Source organism: Moorena sp. SIO4A5 (genome assembly GCF_010672005.1).
Taxonomy (GTDB): domain Bacteria; phylum Cyanobacteriota; class Cyanobacteriia; order Cyanobacteriales; family Coleofasciculaceae; genus Moorena.
In genome coordinates this window covers 248,676-269,069 of sequence record NZ_JAAHHZ010000003.1, presented here as the reverse complement: position 1 = coordinate 269,069, position 20,394 = coordinate 248,676, and the positions used below count along the sequence as shown (strand labels likewise).

Annotated in this window: 15 protein-coding genes; 9 read left to right on the top strand and 6 right to left on the bottom strand. The window is 44.9% G+C overall.

The window, feature by feature from the left end; genetic code table 11:
* The first annotated feature begins 79 nt into the window (after window positions 1-79).
* From trpC to F6K57_RS03495, 4 genes are all read left to right on the top strand, one after another.
* On the top strand, window positions 80-970 hold the full coding sequence (gene trpC / locus F6K57_RS03510) for an indole-3-glycerol phosphate synthase TrpC (protein WP_364301183.1): 891 nt from the start codon (window positions 80-82) through the stop codon (window positions 968-970).
* A 66-nt stretch (window positions 971-1,036) separates the two neighbouring features.
* Window positions 1,037-1,321 carry a DUF5340 domain-containing protein gene (locus F6K57_RS03505; RefSeq protein WP_293020122.1) on the top strand — a complete coding sequence of 95 codons (285 nt, stop codon included), beginning with the start codon at window positions 1,037-1,039 and terminating at the stop codon, window positions 1,319-1,321.
* Between the two features lie 404 nt (window positions 1,322-1,725).
* Window positions 1,726-2,880 carry an alanine--glyoxylate aminotransferase family protein gene (locus F6K57_RS03500; protein WP_293064847.1) on the top strand — a complete coding sequence of 385 codons (1,155 nt, stop codon included), beginning with the start codon at window positions 1,726-1,728 and terminating at the stop codon, window positions 2,878-2,880.
* Window positions 2,881-3,861: 981 nt separating this feature from the next.
* Window positions 3,862-4,641 carry a WecB/TagA/CpsF family glycosyltransferase gene (locus F6K57_RS03495; protein WP_293064844.1) on the top strand — a complete coding sequence of 260 codons (780 nt, stop codon included), beginning with the start codon at window positions 3,862-3,864 and terminating at the stop codon, window positions 4,639-4,641.
* Window positions 4,642-5,069: 428 nt separating this feature from the next.
* Here F6K57_RS03495 and F6K57_RS03490 read toward each other — a convergent pair whose 3' ends face one another.
* Complete coding sequence (locus F6K57_RS03490; RefSeq protein WP_293020117.1) at window positions 5,070-5,261, bottom strand: hypothetical protein; 192 nt, start codon at window positions 5,259-5,261, stop codon at window positions 5,070-5,072.
* Window positions 5,262-5,287: 26 nt separating this feature from the next.
* On the opposite strand from F6K57_RS03490, the gene ftsE reads away from it, so the two are divergent.
* Window positions 5,288-5,959 (top strand): cell division ATP-binding protein FtsE, encoded by a 672-nt coding sequence (ftsE, locus tag F6K57_RS03485; protein WP_293036754.1) that lies wholly within the window; start codon window positions 5,288-5,290, stop codon window positions 5,957-5,959.
* Window positions 5,960-5,979: 20 nt separating this feature from the next.
* Here the strand turns inward: ftsE and F6K57_RS03480 are convergent, their stop codons facing one another.
* The 3 genes from F6K57_RS03480 to nrtS all read right to left on the bottom strand — a co-directional run bounded on the left by F6K57_RS03480 (window position 5,980) and on the right by nrtS (window position 13,021).
* Window positions 5,980-11,232, bottom strand: a complete 5,253-nt coding sequence (locus tag F6K57_RS03480; RefSeq protein WP_293064840.1) for a PAS domain S-box protein — start codon at window positions 11,230-11,232, stop codon at window positions 5,980-5,982.
* Between the two features lie 765 nt (window positions 11,233-11,997).
* Window positions 11,998-12,807 (bottom strand): aminotransferase class IV, encoded by an 810-nt coding sequence (locus tag F6K57_RS03475; RefSeq protein ID WP_293020111.1) that lies wholly within the window; start codon window positions 12,805-12,807, stop codon window positions 11,998-12,000.
* Window positions 12,767-13,021, bottom strand: a complete 255-nt coding sequence (gene nrtS / locus F6K57_RS03470) for a nitrate/nitrite transporter NrtS (RefSeq protein ID WP_293020109.1) — start codon at window positions 13,019-13,021, stop codon at window positions 12,767-12,769. The genes F6K57_RS03475 and nrtS overlap by 41 nt, the downstream gene beginning before the upstream one ends.
* A gap of 734 nt (window positions 13,022-13,755) precedes the next feature.
* Between nrtS and F6K57_RS03465 the strand changes: the two genes are divergently transcribed.
* The 3 genes from F6K57_RS03465 to F6K57_RS03455 all read left to right on the top strand — a co-directional run bounded on the left by F6K57_RS03465 (window position 13,756) and on the right by F6K57_RS03455 (window position 17,089).
* The gene (locus F6K57_RS03465) at window positions 13,756-14,055 is read left to right on the top strand and encodes a hypothetical protein (RefSeq protein WP_293064836.1); all 300 of its coding nucleotides are present in this window, start codon (window positions 13,756-13,758) and stop codon (window positions 14,053-14,055) included.
* 683 nt (window positions 14,056-14,738) lie between these two features.
* Window positions 14,739-14,999, top strand: a complete 261-nt coding sequence (locus F6K57_RS03460) for a hypothetical protein (RefSeq protein WP_075901528.1) — start codon at window positions 14,739-14,741, stop codon at window positions 14,997-14,999.
* A 107-nt stretch (window positions 15,000-15,106) separates the two neighbouring features.
* Entirely contained in the window at window positions 15,107-17,089 is a 1,983-nt protein-coding gene (locus tag F6K57_RS03455) for an ABC transporter ATP-binding protein (RefSeq protein ID WP_293020106.1), read from the top strand.
* A gap of 21 nt (window positions 17,090-17,110) precedes the next feature.
* Here the strand turns inward: F6K57_RS03455 and F6K57_RS03450 are convergent, their stop codons facing one another.
* Together F6K57_RS03450 and aroF are read right to left on the bottom strand one after the other, a co-directional pair.
* Window positions 17,111-17,251: a hypothetical protein gene (locus tag F6K57_RS03450; RefSeq protein WP_293020104.1), complete on the bottom strand. Its 141-nt coding sequence runs from the start codon at window positions 17,249-17,251 to the stop codon at window positions 17,111-17,113.
* 13 nt (window positions 17,252-17,264) lie between these two features.
* Window positions 17,265-18,173 carry a 3-deoxy-7-phosphoheptulonate synthase gene (gene aroF / locus F6K57_RS03445; protein WP_293020102.1) on the bottom strand — a complete coding sequence of 303 codons (909 nt, stop codon included), beginning with the start codon at window positions 18,171-18,173 and terminating at the stop codon, window positions 17,265-17,267.
* Between the two features lie 558 nt (window positions 18,174-18,731).
* Here aroF and F6K57_RS03440 point away from each other — a divergent pair.
* Window positions 18,732-20,291, top strand: a complete 1,560-nt coding sequence (locus F6K57_RS03440) for a helicase C-terminal domain-containing protein (RefSeq protein WP_293020144.1) — start codon at window positions 18,732-18,734, stop codon at window positions 20,289-20,291.
* The last annotated feature ends 103 nt before the right edge of the window (window positions 20,292-20,394 follow it).

Here is a 20,394-nt window from a genome sequence, read left to right as displayed (position 1 = left end):
TAACAAAGGATTTTGGAACTGACGCACTGAGAAACTGACGCACTGAGGGACTGACGCACTCACGCACTATATAAAACTACTGATGCAAATTCGCCGACGCCCACCTAATCCAGCAGTTAAAATCCAAACCCTGCACTATCAAGTTGCACTACCAGACGATAAACCCCACCATATTCTCGAAGAAATTGTCTGGCACAAAGAGAAAGAAATTGACCAGATGCGGGAAAGTCTGCCTCTAGTGGAGTTGCGTAAGCGAGTACAAACAGCACCACCCCCCCGAGACTTTCTAGCAGCCCTAAAATCAGGAAAGACTAGCCCTGCCCTGATTGCAGAAATCAAAAAAGCATCTCCTAGCAAAGGGGTTATTCGAGAAAATTTTGACCCAGTAGCCATTGCTCAGTCATACAGCCAAGGTGGTGCTAGTGCGATCTCAGTGCTGACAGATCAAAAATTCTTTCAGGGTAGTTGGGAAAACCTGGCAAAAGTTCGTGCTGCTGTAGACTTGCCTTTGCTGTGTAAGGAGTTCATCATCTATCCCTACCAAATGTACATGGCTCGTAGTCACGGAGCAGATGCAGTTTTACTGATTGCAGCCATCCTTTCCGATCAAGACCTGCAATACTTTATCAAAATTGCTAAGACTCTGTCGATCACTCCCTTGATCGAAGTCCATACCCAATCTGAATTAGATCGAGTATTATCTCTCGATGGAGTTACCCTAGTAGGTATAAACAATCGTAACTTGGAAGATTTTTCCGTCGATTTACAAACAACCTGTCAATTACTAGCAGCAAGGGCTAACCAACTACTCGAACGTGGCATTCTGGTAGTCAGTGAATCAGGGCTTCATACCAACGCTCACCTTGATCAGGTAGCATCTGCCGGAGCCACAGCCGTCCTCATTGGTGAGTCATTGGTAAAACAGCCAGACCCAGCAGTTGCTATTGCCAGCTTGTTTAGCCATCAGTGACCCATAGCCCAAAAAAATAGTCAATTTTGATGGCAGACTCCGACTCACCGAGGTACAGCAAATTTCATGGATCCAATTCCCCTTCCATCTTATATTCACTACGAACTGCTGCTCCAACTGCTAGAGCGCCAAACCGCATTTGCTACCAGTCAAAACCCCCAATTGCGAGAGCAGGTTCATGAATTGATCAGTACTCTGCGTAAAGCCCTAGCTCAACAGAAGCAATTAGAACAAAGCTGTCAGCGAGCCAACTTGCCAATGGAGTATCGCTGGTCTCTCAACAGCGTCAAATTGGATGCCCATGACTCAAAAAATGGTTTACCGGATTCAGCAGGAAGACTTCCTAATTAAATTGTCAACTTCATAAATAAAAAACTAAGAAATTTAGTCACAGTATCCAGTTTGAGCCAATATATTTTGAGATTGTTACCTACTCCTGAGGAGCGTCACTCCCACTGTCGGCATCAATAACACATGCTCGCTATGGCTCCGAACTAAAGAGTGTCCTAACTTCAGGATGTCAATATACAAAGACTTTAAGGCAAGTTTAAATCTAGCGTGGCTGGGTCAGTCTTCGTGTAAGCATGGGTGGGGATAACCGCTCCCATGGTCCGGTGGTGAAACGCCAAAGTAACCGCTAAATTAACCTTGAATTTCCGGTTTTGTCCGGTAACATCCAAGACTTAATCGGTCAGTTCAGAGTAACTAACCAATCATCAGATCACAACAACCCTAGATACCAAGACTAACTACAGATGGAAGACAAGCTCAAACTAATGATTCCTGGCCCGACGCCAGTACCAGAACAAGTATTACTGGCCATGGCCAAACACCCGATCGGACACCGTAGTCCGGAATTTAGCGAAATCATGGCAGAGGTGAATGAAAACCTCAAATGGCTACACCAGACCAAAAATGATGTCTTGACTGTAACCGCTAGCGGTACCGGAGTTATGGAAGCTGGCATTATTAACTTCCTCAGTGCAGGCGATCGCGTTTTAGTTGGTTCTAATGGTAAATTTGGCGACCGTTGGGAAAAAATCAGTACTGCTTTTGGTCTGGAAGTGGACACCATTACCGCTGAGTGGGGTAAGCCCCTAGATACCGAGCAGTTTCGTGAAAAGCTAGAAGCTGATACCGAAAAGCAAATCAAAGCCGTAATCGTTACCCACTCTGAAACCTCTACTGGCGTTCTTAACGACTTAGAAACCATAAATCGTTACGTCAAAGACCACGGCGAAGCCCTAATTATTGTTGATGCCGTTACCAGCCTCGGAGCAGTCAATGTACCCATTGATGACTGGGGTCTCGATGTAGTAGGCTCTGGTTCCCAGAAGGGATACATGATTCCCCCAGGACTCGGATTTGTCAGTGTTAGTCCTAAAGCTTGGGAAGCCTACAAAACTGCTACCCTGCCCAAGTTTTACCTAGATTTAGGGACTTACAAGAAATCTACGGCTAAAAACAGCAATCCCTTTACCCCGCCAGTGAACCTAGTTATTGCCCTACAAGCTTCACTGGGCATGATGAAAAGAGAAGGGTTAGAATCAATATTTTCCCGTCACCAGCTTCTGATGCAAGCAACCCGCGCCGCCGTCAAAGCCCTATCATTACCTTTGTTTGGTTCTGATGAGTATGCTAGCCCAGCCGCAACTGCAGTTATTCCCACATCAGTAGAGTCCGAAAAAATTCGTTCTGTGATGAAAAAACGCTATAACATTGCTCTAGCTGGGGGACAAGACAACTATAAAGGAAAAATATTCCGCATTGGTCACTTAGGTTTTGTCTGTGAGCAAGATATTCTTGCTGTCATTGGTGCTCTCGAAGCCACCCTTCAGGAATTGGGACACCAATCCATGACACCAGGAGCAGGTATTGCAGCTGCTGCTAGTGTATTTGCTCAGAACTGATTAACAGTTGAAGGTTGAAGGTTGAAGGTTAAAAGTTGAAGGTTAAAAGTTGAAGGTTAAAAGTTGAAAATTGACGGTTGAAGGTTAAAAGTTGAAAATTGACGGTTGAAGGTTGACGGTTGACTGTGTTCTGCGGTAAATGGTCAACCGTCAACTCCTAATAGTCTTTTTAATTTTTAATGAAACTTCCGCCACCTAAGTTCAGTAAAGATGGCGGAATAATTCCTAATTGAGTTTAACACCACCATCAGATCCCAATTCTCAATTGGAACCCAATCACATACCCAATTCCCAAGTTTTCCTGATCAGTACGAAATCCTGAGGAATTAATTAAAGAAGTTTTGGCTCTGCCATAAGAGATCATCCTAATTGACACTCGCCGTCTTGAAAGAACGGCGATTCCCAGATCGACGAGCTGCCTTAAACCACTGTGTCCTAATCTTTGACGCCGCCAAAAAGTAAGCAATATCTAAACCAAAGACCCGTCAAGAACAAGAATTCAGTTTAGTTCACAGTAGACCCAGCGGGCAATTCTCGCGATCGCGTTTGGTTACTTGCTAGAAAGTGCGTGATTAAAGTCCGTTGCTTTCTCATTCACCTGGTTCCGGCGTGCCCCGCCGTACCGTTTTTATCTCAAATCGTGTTTTTGCTTGGTTCACACACCAACGGTTAATTGATGACTGGGTTTTTAAGGAGGACTTTCCCTACCCTCCGAGCATTATTATTTTAAGGTCAAGCAGGGGCGGGTCTCTCTCCCGGTTGCGCCAAGGCCAAAGGCCACGCTACGCGAACGGTTTTTCAACCTGTACTCATGGTTTCAGTATATCCTAGCGCTACATAATCGTCAACCTCAAATACTAGAATTATTTCTAGGCGACTAAATTCGCTAGTCACTTTCATCTGAGCTCGCTTTGTGACGGAGTTTTCAGTGTTTAAATTTCTAATAAAATACATGGGTGATGTGAGGGTATGCAAAAGCCAATGTTTGAAACAGCTGAACAATTTCCTGTCTTGGGGTTACCCGTTCACCTTTTAGACAACTACAGTCAATTCTTAGAGGATCGTCTCACCAAAGGTCTAGGTAGTCATGTGGTAACTCTAAATGCCGAAATGGCAATCCAGGGAGAGCGCAACCCTGAGCTAGCTGCCGTTATCAAGCAGGCAGAACTAGTGATTCCTGATGGGGCAGGTATTATATTTTACTTACGACTCCACGGTAAAAAAAAGCAGCGCTGTCCAGGAATTGAACTAGCTGAGTCTTTACTGGTCAAGGCTGGACAATACGGAGAATCTTGCCCAGTGTTCTTCTATGGGGCAGCCCCTCATGTAGTCCAAAAAACAGCTAGGGTTTGGCAGAAGAGAGTTCCAAAATTAGCGATCGCTGGAATTAGTGATGGCTACCTCAGTGCAGAAGCAGAGGAAGACTTAAAGCTCACCTTAAAAGAACAACAGCCTAAAATCATACTAGTCGGCTTAGGTGTACCACGTCAAGAATTTTGGATTGCCCAGAATCGCCACCTGTGTCCCCAATCCACTTGGATTGGTGTTGGTGGTAGCTTTGATATCTGGTCAGGGGCTAAAACCCGTGCGCCAGGCTGGTTCCGGAAGAATAATCTCGAATGGTTATATCGGTTGTATCAAGAACCCCACCGTTGGCGGCGAATGATGGTTCTGCCTCAGTTTGCTCTCAAAGCTTTAGGTCAAAGAATGATGGTTCTGCCTCAGTTTGCTCTCAAAGCCTTAGGTCAAAGGTTGGCATAAGCTAATCCCTAATCAATAGAGGTGCAACTATTAGCCTTATAGCTCTCTAAACCTTGTCAAACATTATCCATTATTTTATAATCAAATAAGTTAGTAACTTGTTTAACTTCGGAACACTACCGCCCAACGAAGAACTAAAAGCTTTGGCAGCTGGTCGTAAGTTAAGCGACGTAAAATAATGGACTGAGTGAAGTTACAGTGCGGTTTGAGAGTAGGCAGAAGAGCCTCCATTAATAAAAATAGCGCAATGCTTTTGGCATTGCTTTGTCGGCAACAACCATTAGTTAAAACTAATGCTATACCATCGTCCTATCTGCTTGTGAGTAGGTTTGTACAGGTTAAATGTTGCACCTGAATCAATACACCTGACAACATGAGTATTGTCGAGTATTATCTTGATGCGATCGCATAAGCGCGGAAGCTTTGCTTCATCGCCTTTGGCGATTGGCCGTAGGCCACGCTACGCGAACGCTCGTTGGGGAGCGGCTGTGTGCTAAGGCTTGCCTCAGCACCTTCTCAGCCTCGTGGAATACCAGTCCCTCATCTGACTCCCCATTTCCCCATTTCCCCATCTCCCCATCTCCCCATCTCCCCATCTCCCCATCTCCCCATCTCCCCACACTTCCCTATCTTTCCCTAATCCCTAATGACCCAGAAAGCGATAATCAAATTACAAGGAGTGACAACAACCTATCCCAACAACCGAGGTTTGTTTAACGTCAATCTAGAAGTCAAGTCAGGGGACTTTTTATTTATCACAGGGCCTTCTGGTGCTGGTAAATCCACATTGCTAAAGTTACTCTATGGTGAACAGCGCCCCACCCAAGGGAAAGTATTTGTCGATCAAATCAATGTTGGGCAATTACGAGGCGATCGCTTGTCATTCCTACGCCGTCGCCTAGGGATTGTTTTTCAGGACTACAAACTAATTCCCAAGCGAACTGTGTCAGAGAATATCGCTTTTGTTCTGTGGGCACAGAGTTTCACTCGCAAAGAAATTAAGCGACGCCTAACACCAACCCTTAAATTAGTGGGTTTGCAAGACAAAGCCAACTGTTTTCCAGAGCAACTTTCAGGAGGAGAACAACAACGGGTAAGTCTAGCTCGTGCCATTGTTAGTACACCGCCCTTGATATTAGCTGATGAGCCAACAGGTAACCTCGATCCCGACAATTCGTGGCAGGTATTAAACATTCTCAGGAAACTTAATCACCTAGGGACTACAGTTATTGTGACAACTCATAATGAAAACTTAGTCAGAATCTCCAATCAGCCAGTAGTACAGCTGCGCGAAGGTCGTTTATATTCGCCTTTTTAGAGGCAATAGTTTACGAAAAATCAAACATTATGGGTGAGCACTGGGCTCAAGGATTGTTGTTGAATTTTCTTAGCACTCTCGGTCAGTCCTGCTCTGACTTTTTGGTATTCAGACTCAAGCTGGGCAAAAATTTCCGCTGCTCCAGTGATAGTGTCCGACCTCCCCAGACTTTCCAGTTTCTGACACAGTTTGGAGAGATTTATCCCCCCTAGGGTAGCGCTACTAGACTTTAATGTGTGAGCCGCAATTTCCATGGCTTTTGGATCTTCTTCAATAATTGCTTGAGCCATGTTTTTTACTAACCTCGGAGTATCTTTTAAGTAAATTTCAATCAAACCAAGCAAGCATTCCGCCCCCCCTTTTCCGATACTGTCGAGCAAGGATTGCAAAACCGAAAAGTCAACAGCTTGATCAGCTACTACTGGCTTGGTAAGTTCACGATGGTGCCGACCTTGACTCAAGGCACGGACTAACTCTGGTACCTGGATCGGCTTACTAATGTAATCATCCATTCCTGCACTCAGGCACATTTGTCGATCCCCTTCCATGGCATTAGCAGTCATGGCAATAATCCAGGGGCGTGAATGAGCTGGCCATTGTTCACAAATCCGTTGCGTCGCAGTTAAGCCATCCATTTCCGGCATCTGGACATCCATCAAAACCAGGTCATAGGGCTGACGACTAAGAGCTTGGAGTACTTCTAATCCATTACCCGCGACATCAGCCCGGTACCCCATCCGTTTCAACAATTGCAGGGCTAACTGCTGGTTAACGATATTATCTTCAGCCAACAAAATCCGCAAAGGATGCTTTTGCGCCATTTCGGTGTCAAGTTTTAGGTGTTGAGCAGGTGTGCGCTTAATCTTGATCGGCTGTCCGCTCATCACCTGGGTCAAAACATCGTAAAGCTGAGATTGCTTAATAGGCTTGTTTAAAACAGCTGCAATATCTAGCTGACTCTGATGATGCTTTGTATCTGATTGACTCATTGAGCTCAGCATTACCAAGGGCAAGGCTTGACCCTCAGACTCCTGGCGGATTTTCGTTGCTAGGGTAAAACCATCCATCTCAGGCATGTACCCATCAAGAATGGCAATGTCAAATTTATCCCCCTGACTGAGCCAATCGAGAGCTTCTCTACCTGATGCTGCTGTCTGGGTAAACATACCCCAAGACTTGGCTTGCTCAGAGATAATCGTGCGGTTGGTCGCACTATCATCCACAATCAGCAGCCGCTTTCCTTCTAACAATGGCTGAGATACTGGCAGGTTAGGTTCCTCGATCGGATCAGGCTGTTTAGCCAATACAGTGAAATAGAATTTAGAGCCTTGACCAACTTGACTCTCTACCCAAATCTTGCCACCCATCATGGTGGTGAGCCGTTGACAAATGGCCAGACCAAGACCTGTGCCTCCATATTGGCGAGATGTGGAGGAATCCACCTGAGAGAAGGACTGGAACAGGCGGTCGATCCGATCCTCAGGAATGCCGATGCCAGTATCCTTGACCACAAATTGGATTTCGTAGATTGAAGATTGGGTGGAAGGAGGACAAAATCTGGTGGTGTTAGGGTTGCGGGAAGAAATCTGGGGCTGAGGCGGTAAAAATACTCTGGTGTTGTCTCTCGTATTGTTCTGTGTTCCGTTCGCTCCCCTGACCCCGTTAATATAGCCGTTAATATAGCCCGTCTGGTCAAATCCTCCTTGTAGAGTGTAGTAGTTTCCATTGGGTAGAGTAGGGAAACTCAAAGAGTAATGTTTTCCGTAGTCAGAACCAGACGCCAACGGGTAGGAGTAGTTAGCAGTATTGCTTTGTTCTTTTTCTTTGCCATCAACCCATTCCCCTGTGCTCACTTCTCGGGCGGTTACAGAAACTAACACTTCCCCGATATGGGTAAATTTAATCGCATTCCCCAACAAATTGACTAGAATTTGGCGCAGCCGAGTCACATCTCCCACAATCATGGGTGGAGTGTTGGGATGGAATAGATAGGCTAACTCCAATTTTTTCTCAGCTGCTTTTGCCGCCAACAAATCTAGGGATTCCTCAATGCAAGTGATCAGATTAAACGGTTGTTCTTCTAACTCCAGCTTTCCAGACTCAATTTTGGAAAAATCCAAAATATCATTAATGATGGTGAGTAAACTATCCCCACTATTGCGGATCGTTTCCACAAAGTTTCGTTGCTGGGACGTTAGATCTGTATCCAGTAGCAAACCCGTCATGCCAATCACAGCATTCATCGGAGTGCGGATTTCATGGCTCATGGTTGCCAGAAATTCGCTTTTTGCCTGAGTGGCCGCTTCGGCAGTTCTTCTAGCTTGCTCTAGGGCAAAATTTTGCTCAGTCAATTGCTCTCGTTGGCGGGTTTCTTGCTCAAGCAAGCGAGCCTGAGCAATAGCAATCCCTACTTGGTCAGCCACGGCTTCGAGTAACTCAATTTCATCCAGACTCCACTGACGAAATTCATCACACTGATGTATTCCAATCACACCATTCGGTTCCCCCTGATAGGAAGTACGAATTACCAACATGGATTTGACTCCAATCTGCCGACATATTGGGATCATCGGTTTCAGAAGGGGGTCTTGGTAAACATTAGGGGAACTGATGGCTCGGTCTTGGACTAACAACTGCTCTAAATAAGGATTCCCCAGAATCGGAATTTCTAAATCCAGTATCGATAGATAACCCTTTTCTAAATACTCAGCAACTGTAGGAATGCGAGGATAGGGTTGGGAAACATAGGTATGAATGGTGCAACGATTGACCTGAAACACTTGACCAATTTGTGTGGCGGTGGTCTGAAAAATTTGTTTAGTTTTTAAACTTTGGCGGATTTCTTGGGTCACCTGTTTGAGTAGCATTACACGAGTCAGTTGCTGGTGTAATGCTTGCTCGGCTTGCTTTTGCTCAGATATATCAATCGATACACTTAATACCGCTGGCATGTGGGAAATTGCTAAGGAGAAGGGAATTTTGGTAGTTTGGATGATACGCTTTTCTCCATCGGGATAGATGATCGTCTCTTCTGGAAGGTGTGTCGGTTCTCCACTCTCCAATACCTGCAAATCCGCCTCTCTAAACTGGAATGATTTTAGGAAAGATTGAGGAAAATCTTCATCCCGATGGTATAGTAACTCATCTACTGTCGTACCATAAGCTTCCGCAACTGCTTTGTTGGCTAGAAGAAACTCTCCATCTCGGTTCTTGGCGTAAATGAAATGAGGCACTAAATCAATAACTTGACGCAGTTGTTTTTCACTTTCTTTCAGATGTGACTCGGTTAATTTACGATTTGTAATATCTTGGATAGTGCCAGAAGTCCCTGTGATACTATTGTCAGGATCTAGGGTTAATTGGGCATGAATTTCGAGCCAGCCTGAGCCCCCATCCTTGGTAATATACCTTAGTTCCTGCTGATAATACTCCTGTTTGTGGGTAATTAGGGATTGAAACAGTTCTATGTTAGTTTGACGATCATCAGGATGGAGATAATCAATAAAGTTAGTACCAATGCTATCTGCTACAGAAAAGCCCGTCATTTCTGTCCAAGTTGGATTGAGAAAGGTCAACACCCCAAGCCCATCGGTTTGGAAAATAACCTCTTGCACATTTTCCACCACTGACCGATACTGCTCCTCTCTCTCCAGCAAGGCCAGTTCAACTCGCTTGCGTTCGGTAATGTCTTCCACAGAGCCTTCGTAGTAGAGCAAATTCCCATTAGTGTCTCGGACAGGGCGCACATTTTCCAAAATCGAGATTACACTACCATCTTTGCGATAAGCCTGAGCCTCAATGGATGATACAGCACCATTTTCCGCGATTCTGTTAGTAAACTCGTTACGAGCCTCAGTGTCCAGATAAATTTGTTTTGAGACGTTCGTAATCGACTCCACTAGTTCTTCTGGGGAAGAATAGCCATAGATTCGCGCTAAGGCTGGATTGGCACTAATAAAGCGCCCATCGGGTGTAATCTGATAGATGCCCTCTACTGAATTCTCAAAAATGCTACGGTAATTCGCTTCAGCTTGCCGCAGCGCTTCCTCGGCTCGCTTGCGATTGGTGATATCACTAAAGGTACAAATGACTTGCTCTACTAACCCATCCACCCCCACCTGGGGATCTGCATTCACTAGTAACCATACCCAATCTTTAGTCGCTTGATTGTGGACACCCATAACCACATTTCTTACCAGTTTATGGGTGCTAATTGCCTGTTGGATAGGACGACTTTCGGTGGGGAATGGAGTGGTGTCTTCGTGAATGATAGTCCAATCCGAACCAAAAGGACTTTTATCCAACAATTCACTTTCGGTGAAGCCCAGTATATCCAGAGCCGCTTGATTAAAGAGCATGAATTCGGTTTTTGCCTCGAATAGCAATACCCCGACCTGCATTTCTCGAATCACGGTTCGGAATAGCCTTTCGCTCTCTTGCAATGCTTCTTGTCTAAGAGCTTGCAGTGCTTTACTCGTTTTCTGCTCGTAATATGAGGCAAGTAAGGTGAGGCTGAAGATGATTAGGTTAGTTATCCCGATTGTGCTTGTTACTACCGAAGTATTTAATGTTGGAGAAAACCCAGTGTCTAATGGTGGAGTAACGGGGAACTTGGCTGCCATCATGGTTGTATAGTGTACAGAGGTAATGGCTAATCCCAGGATCACTGCCCAGCAAAGCTTCCACCAATTAAGGACTTTTCTAGTTCCTACCCCCAAATCAAAGGATAGCCACAAGATGAAAAAGGATGTCAAGCTGGCTATAACAACGGATAGGGCAACTAAAAGGAGGTTGTAGTGAATCAGCCTTGGTATTCCCATGGCAGCGATCAGCAGGTAGGGTACGGATGCGATCGCTAATCCCATTACCACACTGCCCACCATTAAATGTCTGAGGTTGGTGATGCGGCTGACACTATAGAGTACGGCACCAGATATTAGCACTGCTACCCAGTAAGAAAGCAGTACCATCGGCATATCATAAGTGATGGGGATTGGGAACCGGAATGCTAGCATTCCCAAAAAGTGTATTGACCAAATCCCAACTCCCATGATCATTGCCCCACCAATCAGCCAACCTTTACGGTTACTCTTTTGTGAGGTTTTTACTTGTCTAGCTAGAATGAGCACCGTATAGGTCACAATCGAGGCGATAGCAATGGATAGAACAACTAACTGTAGGTCATAGGTACCACTCATTGCTCTATCTGTATCGCTAATTGGGACAGTTTCTATGAGAAAATTGAGCCAGACCAAAACCATTGAGTAGGGCATACCGAGATATTATCTCCCAGACCTTCTAGGGGCCATGTTGATATATTTCTTCCGAAACTTGTCTTGTAATTCTGAATATATGTCTTGAATTTACACAATTTTGATGAATTAATTTACCGTATAAATACGTATTTTTATTATAGCTATATCATAAAATTTACCGAATATAAATCTAATCTATTGCTTGAATCATAAAGCACCAAATTAAAAACTTGGTAATTGTAATTGCAGAGATTTTTTTAGCTACCAAACAATTATCAACAGATAGCAGGATAAGTATATTTATCCATACCTAATTAAATTTTTGATAATAATCATTGGGTATCTAGCGGTTTTTAAGCTAGTAAGGTACAATTTTTTGGGTTTATAGGGAGCAGGAACTTCCGAGCAGTAAAGTCAGAAGAAAGAAAAGGGAAAAAATCCTGTGTACCTCATTAGGATAAAAACCGCTAGATACCGTAAAAAAAACTACTTTGAACGTCTCAAGCTTAGACTAAAGGTATGCAGTCAGCTAATGCGCTACTTGAGGTGCTACGCGAATAGCATTGAGCTCTCAGCTAATGTAAGGCAACCCCTGATCAATAAACAGAGTAGGAAGTTGTTCGTCAATTAACAGTTAATATAGCGTTTTCCATACTTATGAGGTACACAGGATTTTTTCCCTATTCCCTGTTCCCTATTCCCTGTTCCCTATTCCCTGTTCCCTAAAATCCAAAAATTTTGGATCTAACACAATTGAAAACTGCTATATTTAATACTTAAGACTTAATATTTAACCTTACGTAAGTCTTGGAAAACTGGGTGTAGTGGGTCATAAACTCGTTCAGAATTGCCTTGAATGACCCGGTGAATGGGAACAACTTCCACCACGCAGTTAGTGTATGCGATCGCATCCAACTGTCCTACCAACTCGGGTGACCAAGGTTCCTCACGAACTCTCTGATTTTGGCAAGTCAGCCACTGAATTAAATGCGATCGCATCACACCCGGTAAAATTCCAGCTTCCACTGGTGGTGTCCACCAGTGACCATCTCTCCATCCCCATAAGTTACCTGTACTAGTTTCCAGCCAATTCCCGTGATTATCTACCAGAATCCCTTCCTGTGCTCCCATATTTTGCGCCATTTGCTTCGCCAGCCATGGAGATAGGTAATTCCCGGTCTTGTGAGTAGGTAAGCAGCGATGAAATTTTACAGAGGGGGACTGGGCTACCCAAGCAGTGATACCCTGTTCTTGCCACTGGGCTAAATTGGCTGGCAGAGGACGACCCATAATCAATTCTCGTCCATCGGGGAATAGGCTAATTCTCAGCACTGGGTAAAGGGTGATCAGTGATTGTGCTCCTTGGCGCAATTGCTCCCAATCCGGCTGTTGCCAACCAAATGCTTGTAGACTCGATTGCAGGCGATGGCAATGATTAGTCCAATGGGTTAGTGGATGTTCTAATGACTGATGGTAAACTCGTAAGGTCGTAAAAACTGTAGCGCCATAGATAAATCCTGGCTCATCAATGGTCAGGCTTAGGAAGTTGCCCTCAATTAGCTGGCCATTGTACCAGAAGCAGGGTTTTGACATGACTATGATCGTGATTAACCAGTGTCAACAAGTAGGGAACTATATAGGTTAAACCCCCTGAAATCCATCGCTCTCGATTCATCTGCCCTTTTAGGAGAGCAGAACCATGATTGATCACAAACAGAACTGAGCCAACCACCAAAGCCACCCTCAGTGCAGTTGGCATCAATTCGCGATCAACAACACTTAGACAGAACTCTTTTAGAGGTTTCACGCTTTACCTATCGAGCAAGCTGTTAACCATCTAATTTTACCTAACTGATGGTTTTTTGTTGGGGGTTGGCTGTTAATTACCAAATTAGCTTCCGGCAAAATTCATCCCACACTCATGGCGTAGCATTGAGATGTGGGATGAATTTTGCACAGGGTCTCTCGGATAAGGAAAGCGAGCAATCAAACTTCTAATTAACTCTGACTGAGTCATTCCGGAGACGAATCCCTGAAGAGGGTAGCCTTAATTAACAATTTTTAACCCTTTTGCGCAAGAACCTCAAACTATAAAGGCTACCCTCTTCTACGGAAACTTCTAACCACGCCGTTCTGCTTCTTGTGATAATTGCCTTTTCTAGAAGTCGGTAATCCTGATTATTAGTTTTTTATCTTTTATTTTGGCTTGTCACACTGGAGGGGCGACAAGCGCCCCGTAACCCTTGAGCTATATTAAATTGAGCGAATTATGGTAAAAAAAGATAGGTCATAAATTGTCAATACGACCTATCAAGTTATAATGAGCCCAGAATTAGAACAAAAACATCTAAAAAATATCCTTGACGAATCTCAATTATTATTTGTTTATAGCACTACGCATTAAGATTAGGACATTCCTAAACTCCGAAACTTAGTCATAGCTTACTTCTGACTTCTGACTTCTGACTTCTGACTTGCGCGTAGCGCTATACCTTGTCGTAATTATTGGACAATATCTCAATAATGTTCAACTCAAAAAAAATGCTTAATCTTTACCTTTTCCTAGTAAATTTACATCAATTTTCAAAAGTTACAGAGATTTTTGTCATTGTCTTGATGCAGTCGCTCATGGGAGAAAGCACGGCAGTCGCTCATGGGGAGGGTCTGTGTGCGGAACCTGCGTCCGCACCTTGTAAGCCCCGTGGGAACCCCCAAGACCGCGCTGCCTCCCCTGTTCCCTTGCTGCATCGCTACCAAGATTTCCAATCAAAACAATGTGGGTTACAATTATTAGATAATGGCTATATCAAACATTTATTAAACAGCAAAAAATCTATTTAGCTATCGATATAAATAATTGGAATAACCAGAATTTATTGATAGTTAGCTTAATTTATAAAAACCGAGCACTTCTTTGAAGTTACCGTAAGAGAGTGGTTTGTTCGCGTTCGCCTTTGGCGTGGCCTACGGCCAAGCGCGCCTTTGGCGATAGTTACCGTAAGACAGGCTCGCCTTATTTCACGAGTTTTAACCCTTTTTTGCATAGCCTGCCGACGCTCATTGGCGAGCCGTAATAAGGCCTCAGATGAAACCTTATTACGGCTCTCCTAGACCTGACTGCCTGACACATCTGTGTGAAAACCAAACAGATCAGGTTCTACACTTTAAAGACCGAATACGGGAAAACCAAATCTGGTCTAGTGGGACTTTAGCCAAAGCAAACCCCTGCGCCCACGTCTGTTTTGTCAAGTACAATTTATACAAAATAGCTGGGATTACCCTGCCCATAGCCCATAAGCTGATAGCACCTCAAGTAGCACCATCTGTAGCGCATTAGCTGATAGCTGAATGCGCTACGCTATATCAATATACTGCGTCAAGCATTCAGCTATATCAATATCCGATTCAGGGCAATTTCTAGATGGTACAACCCCTAAAATAGTCTCAGGGAAATCAAGAATCCCAAATTAACGTAACTATTGCTAACTATTACCCCCCGAGACCCCCAGAGGATTGCTATATATATGGATGCTTTTGCCCCCTTACCGCCTCAGTGGACCAAATCAGCCACCCATGCCTTGGAGTTCTGCTGTCCTAGTTGTCGAGCATCTGTTCTAGAAGCTGAGAAGGTTTGGATTAATCGCTCCTCACCAGTGATGGGTGAAGACCACCGCCGGAAGTGGCAAGAGTTTTATCAATGTAAGTGTGGCTATGTATGGTGGGCTTGGAGTAGCGATCGCCCACCCTCAGAATTTAGCAATCGAGACAATCCTCCTATAGTTTAACCGCCGATCGTCCTTCCCGTTCTTTGGGTTTTCGTGGTTCACTCAAACCACTCTCAATTTTATTTGCGCTACCATATTGTTCACCAAATTAACACCCCTAGGGTTAGATGACCAGCAGATCACCAGGTAAACAGGCAGCTCCAACAATGCGAACGCAAGAGAACGACTGGAGACTTTTCCTACGCCTAGTCCCCTACGCCCGTCGCAGCAAAGGCCCGCTATTGATTGCAATTACTTTATTGATACCCCTGTCCGTAGCAAGTGCCATTCAACCCTTAATTGTCGGTCAGGTAATCTCTTTAATTCGTCAAGAAGAGCGAACTTGGTCTTTCCTATTAGAGCGCTCCCTATCACAGAGCCTCAATATTCTGATCACTATACTACTATTAACCATACTAATCCGGTTAGTGTTCGTTGGGCTTCAGGGATTCGTGGTGGTGAAGATAGGTCAGAAAATCACTGCTGCTATCCGGGAAGACCTATTTGAGCACGTCACCTCCCTAGCGGTGCGATTTTTTGACCGCACACCAGTGGGGAAATTGATTACCAGGCTCACTAGCGATGTGGAAGCCCTAGGGGATGTCTTTTCCACCGGTGCCATTGGCATCGTGGGTGATTTACTATCCATGATAGTCATTGCTGCTACCATGTTTTTGGTGCAATGGCAACTGGCATCGATCTTAGTGGTAATGCTCTTGCCAGTGACTGCTATTATTATTTACTTCCAGAAACAATATCGCAAAGCTAACTACAAATCTAGGGAAGAACTTTCCTCCCTAAACGCGATGCTGCAAGAAAACATCTCTGGCATTAATATTGTGCAACTGTTTCGCCGTGAACAATACAATGCCGAGATGTTTCGCACGGTTAACCAAAAATACATCACTGAAGTAGACAAAACCATCTTTCACGATTCAGCGATTTCAGCAACCCTAGAGTGGATTTCCCTGGTAGCGATCGCAGCAGTATTGTGGAGCGGTGGTCATTTTATCCTCAAAGATCACCTGAGTTTTGGTGATTTGTCGGCCTTTATCCTCTATGCTCAGCGGCTATTTGACCCCTTGCGTCGGTTTTCCGAAAAATTCACTATGCTCCAAGCTGGTTTCACTGCCATTGAGCGCATTAGTGACATCATGAATGAAACTATTGAAATTCGTGACCCCGAAGGCTTGCAGGTCAGACGCTTGCAGGTGGCAAGTTCTCCAGAGTTTGAGGGAGGGAAACAAGACCGGAAACAATCTGGAGATTTACCGATAAAGCCTCCAAGCAGCTTGAATGGTGATCTAGCCCATCACTCTTCTAACTTATCCTTCAGCAATGGTTATACTGAACAACCCTTGAACCTTAAACCGTCAACCCTAAACGGAGAGATTTGCTTTGAATATGTTTGGTTTGCTTACAAGGAAGATGAATATGTTCTCAAAGACTTGCACTTTACCATTCATCCAGGGGAAAAAGTTGCTTTAGTTGGTCCAACCGGTGCAGGTAAAAGTTCCATTATTCGGTTGCTGTGCCGCCTCTATGAACCAAGCCAAGGGCGAATTCTCGTAGATGGGATTGATATTCGGGATTTACCCCAAGCAGAACTACGACGCCACATCGGAGTCATCCTTCAGGAGGGATTTCTTTTTGCTGGTGATGTTAAGAGTAATATTTCCTTAGGAGAAACCTACTCCATTGAGGCAATTAAAACCTCAGCGGAGGTGACTAACGTGGCTAGCTTTATCGAAAAACTGCCCCAAAGCTACGATACCCAGCTCAGAGAGCGAGGCACTAATCTGTCTGCTGGCCAAAAACAATTGTTAGCCTTTGCTCGTGCTGCAATTCGTAACCCCCAAATCTTGGTACTCGATGAGGCAACAGCTAGTTTAGATGTGGCTACCGAAGCTCTGATTCAAGAAGCTTTGGAACGGCTGTTACAACAGCGGACTGCAATTATTATTGCCCACCGACTGTCCACTATCCGTAATGTAGACCGGATTCTGGTACTAAAGCGAGGAGAGTTAGTAGAGTCGGGAAGCCATGAGGAATTGTTAGAGCAAAACGGATTGTACGCTAGTTTATATAAATTGCAGATGCTAGGAGATTGATGGCTAATCTAGCATTTTCATTTAAGATGTGAAACTAGGATTGATGGGAATAGGGAACAGGGAATAGGGAACAGGTAACAGTAGGAAAGAGCGATGCAGCGCTATAAGACCACGCTCAATCATTCCCTGTTCCCTTGTCCGAAGTTCCCTATTCCACTTCAAGTAGCACTATAGATTAAGATGCGTTCGCGTAGCGTGACCGTTCGCGTAGCGTGGCCTTTTGGCCAAGGTCAATCGCTAACTCCGGAAGAGTGACAGGTTCTGCAATCTGTCGTCCCACTGCTGCTGCTATCGGCTTTAAGCTATGAACCAAATCCACCATTGCTTCGATGGAAAGCGCCTGTCTAGCATCAGAAACAGATTTTTCTGGTTCCGGGTGACATTCAATAATCAGTCCATCTGCACCAGCTGCCACTGCAGCTTTTGCCAGAGGTGCCACTAATTCCCGCTTACCCACAGCATGGGAAGGGTCTACAATCACCGGCAAGTGAGTCAACTGCTTGAGTGCTACTACTGCTCCTAAATCTAAGATATTGCGGGTATAGTTATCGAAACTGCGAATACCTCGTTCACACAACACCACCTGAGAGTTACCGTGAGTGAGGATATATTCCGCTGCCATGACGAATTCCTCAACAGTAGCAGCTAGTCCCCGCTTTAGCAGTATCGGCAAGTCTTGCTTACCCAAGGCTTTGAGTAAGTCAAAGTTTTGCATATTGCGACTACCTACCTGAAGCAGATCAGCGTGGGTAGCAATAGATTCAATTTGCCCAATCGACATCACCTCCGTCACTACTGGGATTTGGTGACGCCTGCGGATATCAGACAAAATTTCTAGTCCTGCTAGTCCTAGCCCTTGGAAAGAGTACGGGGAGGTGCGCGGTTTGAACGCACCTCCCCGCAACGCTTGTACCGGGGCAGCTTTGAGTTTAGTAGCCACTGTTTCCATCTGGGCGTGACTTTCTACGGTACATGGACCACCAATAATCACCAGTTCTGAGCCACCGAAGACAACTTGTTCTGAGAGTCTAACGATGGTTTGGTGATTGGGGTTAGTAGCTAGTGCTAGTTTAGCGTTCAACATGGTTATGGACTCCTTAGTTAGAGATATAGACATAAAAAAAACCCGGTTCCTTGAGGGTTCCGGGTTGCTGTGAAAGCTTGGCACGACCTAACTACCCGGAACGATTTCTGGGCCAAAAAAAGTAAAAGCCGTAAACGCTGTAAAGGTAGGTGGTCATCTCTTGCTCTTGTCGCTGCTTTGCCTAAAAAAACAAAGGACCGCAGATTATATTGCTGCGGTCCACCGGGGGGTTCCATATGGAACTATCCTCACCTCCGGTGAACCTCGCTAAACCAAAAATAAAAGTAATAGCTGGGGCTGAACATGTCTCTTTGCGGCTAAGCCATGAAAAATTTGGCAATTTCTTTTTACTGGTACTACCCTAGCAAGGGTAATAGGGTGATGTCAATAGTTACTGGGAAATGAGGAAAAGTCTGAGCTACTACCTCTGGCTTCGATGCAGCCTAATCCCATCTATGCTTGTCTAGTCTTTCACGATTTTTGCCCAAGACATGATTTAAGATCACAGTATAAGTGCTCATTGCTCAGTTTAACGAGGCAAAGCCGTTGAATGCTAGTTTGATTGAAGTCAAAGTTCATTCCTCGTTACGAGATTTTCTGCGATCGCAGGGTCAACCCAATTGGCCTCACCAATTGACTATGGCGAGGCTAGTGGCACGAGCCTTGCGGTTAGGGCGTTCTGCTTTGATACAGACCGGTTTAGAACCCTTGCAGGAAACCTCTCTACAGTCTTCCTATCGCCTGAGTTACCTGGCACCAGCCCTGGTTTGGTCTGGACCTGTGATCGTAGTGGCACCCTTATGGATACAAGAATGGTTGCTGCAAAAGGAAATTCCCCTTTTACAACAGTGCTTTGGTAGCGATAAGGTAATTCATACCAGTGATAGGTTTCCCGATCAACCGTTCCAAGGACTGTTGATTACCTCACCAGAATCTTGGCTAACAGACCGCTTGAAGAACAAGGGCTGGTTTCCTAATCACATCCCTACTGTGATTGATGGTGTGGATGACCTAGAATCTTGGACTAGTAACCAGCTTAAAGGCTGCATCCAGCCCCAAGACTGGGACGCACTGATGCAAGCCCACCCACAAGAGGCTGATTTGATTCGGGATGTGCGGGTAAAGCTAACCAAAGCCTTATTTCAGCGCCCTGTTAACCCCTATGAGTGCTACCTGATTGAAGCTGATCAGCAAGATGGCTTGGAACAGCTATTTGATCGACTAAGTTCCCTAAGCACTGAAGCACAATCTCTGTATCGGCTAAAACCCTGGGAAAAGTTTTGCCACTTCTGGCAGCAGTCAGGTCAGCTAATGTGGGCAACCGTTGCGCGATCGCAAGGTCAGTTTTCCTTATATAGCGCACCAGTAGAAGTGGCTACAGCCTTAAATCCCATTTGGTCGAGACAGCCAGTAGTGCTAATCGGTGGGGCTCTAGATTTAGAGAAAACTGCCTCTGTTTACCGTCAGCAGCTCGGATTAGGCGAGTTAACCTGTTTGAAGTTTTCCCCTCACCGACAGATTCAACTGTATTTGCCCGATCGTCTACCCATGCCCAATACAGAGCGATTTCAAAACGCTCTGACTCAAGAAATTCGCACCCTACTAAACCTAAGTCCTGACATCACCAGACCAGTCGTTATTTTAGTTGGAGATGTCCCCCTCAAAGCCCAGTTAGGGGCAGTCTTAGCAGCAGAATTTGGTTCCCGGGTGCAGGTAGAAACCACCAGTCTCAGTGACAGAGGTATTTTGATTTGTGGCTGGGAATTTTGGCATAGGTATCAAGCTCAAATCCCCTCTCCCCAACTGTTGATGATTGCTACCTTACCAATTCCCTCTTTGGAAAATCCATTAGTTGCTGGTCGAGTCGCTTACTACAAGCAGCAACTAATGGATTGGTTTCGTTTATATTTATTACCAACAGCATTAAGAGAATTACAACGAGCAGTAGCACCAGTAAGAGCTACTCAAGGCTGTGTTGCCATCTTAGATAATCGTGTAAACCGCCGCAGTTATGGACGCCATGTGCTATCAGCCTTGAGTCCTTTTGCTCGAATTAATTATTTAGATGCTAGTTGGTTTAATTCAGATGCTCCAGAAGGACAAGATAGTTGGCTTTAGAAAGTGAGTAGGTTGGTCAAATTAAAGCCAATCACATTAAAGCCAAAATGTTGAGGAGCCCAAGTCCTAATTACAATCCAAGTTTTCATTAACTGTTCTCACC

Coding starts and splice junctions, on each gene's coding strand:
- F6K57_RS03475 (WP_293020111.1), bottom strand. CDS start 12,807: ATGTCAAAACCCTGCTTCTGGTACAATGGCCAGCTAATTGAGGGCAAC.
- F6K57_RS03505 (WP_293020122.1), top strand. CDS start 1,037: ATGGATCCAATTCCCCTTCCATCTTATATTCACTACGAACTGCTGCTC.
- aroF (WP_293020102.1), bottom strand. CDS start 18,173: ATGTTGAACGCTAAACTAGCACTAGCTACTAACCCCAATCACCAAACC.
- F6K57_RS03495 (WP_293064844.1), top strand. CDS start 3,862: ATGTTTGAAACAGCTGAACAATTTCCTGTCTTGGGGTTACCCGTTCAC.
- F6K57_RS03480 (WP_293064840.1), bottom strand. CDS start 11,232: ATGCCCTACTCAATGGTTTTGGTCTGGCTCAATTTTCTCATAGAAACT.
- F6K57_RS03460 (WP_075901528.1), top strand. CDS start 14,739: ATGGATGCTTTTGCCCCCTTACCGCCTCAGTGGACCAAATCAGCCACC.
- ftsE (WP_293036754.1), top strand. CDS start 5,288: ATGACCCAGAAAGCGATAATCAAATTACAAGGAGTGACAACAACCTAT.
- F6K57_RS03455 (WP_293020106.1), top strand. CDS start 15,107: ATGACCAGCAGATCACCAGGTAAACAGGCAGCTCCAACAATGCGAACG.
- F6K57_RS03465 (WP_293064836.1), top strand. CDS start 13,756: ATGCTTAATCTTTACCTTTTCCTAGTAAATTTACATCAATTTTCAAAA.
- F6K57_RS03500 (WP_293064847.1), top strand. CDS start 1,726: ATGGAAGACAAGCTCAAACTAATGATTCCTGGCCCGACGCCAGTACCA.